1 protein-coding gene is annotated in these 550 nt (G+C 36.0%); it reads right to left on the reverse strand.

The genetic code is table 11. The features are described 5' to 3' along the window. Nucleotides 1-10: 10 nt before the first annotated feature. The coding region (locus ACQ93I_RS17270) for a hypothetical protein (protein ID WP_431699615.1) at nt 11-550 on the reverse strand (540 nt) is incomplete at its 5' end.

Raw genomic sequence — 550 nt, forward strand, 5'->3', positions numbered from 1 at the left:
TAGCCAGTGCTTATTTCTTTTCCAGCTTTAAGAGTCTTTCTCTCCACTTGTCAGACTCTTTTACAGTCGGATACTTTTCTATTTTTTCTCGTAAAAATTCTTTCAAGAAATCCGTTTGTTTTGTCTTTCCTAAAAGAATTATCACCCTCTCAATATCAAAAGCGTAATTTTTAAAATTCAATTTTTCACTCTCCTCCCCAGTTTTTATGGAAACAATATAGACTTCAATTGCTTTTTGAAGTTCCTTATCCTTCTCTAAATCTTGAGCTTGTTTTCTAAGTGAAATCACTTTATTAAAATCCGATTCCCAGGCTTTGTTGTCCGCTCGAAGTTTTTCCGTTTTCTGATTAAAGTCAGTCAGGTTTTCTTGAGATTTGTTTTTGGATTTTTTCGATCCGAATAAGGAATTTAGTATTCCCATTTTTCTTCTATTTGAGGTTTTTTTGCATTGGCTACAACGTCCCGTATAAAAACAGTGCGAGCTGGCGAGCTTGATTGTCCGCAGGACAATCAGGCGTTGCAAGCGAGCACGATGTGTCGATTTGAGAAA

Source organism: Salinimicrobium sp. WS361 (assembly GCF_050750585.1).
In the GTDB taxonomy this organism is placed as follows: Bacteria; Bacteroidota; Bacteroidia; order Flavobacteriales; family Flavobacteriaceae; genus Salinimicrobium.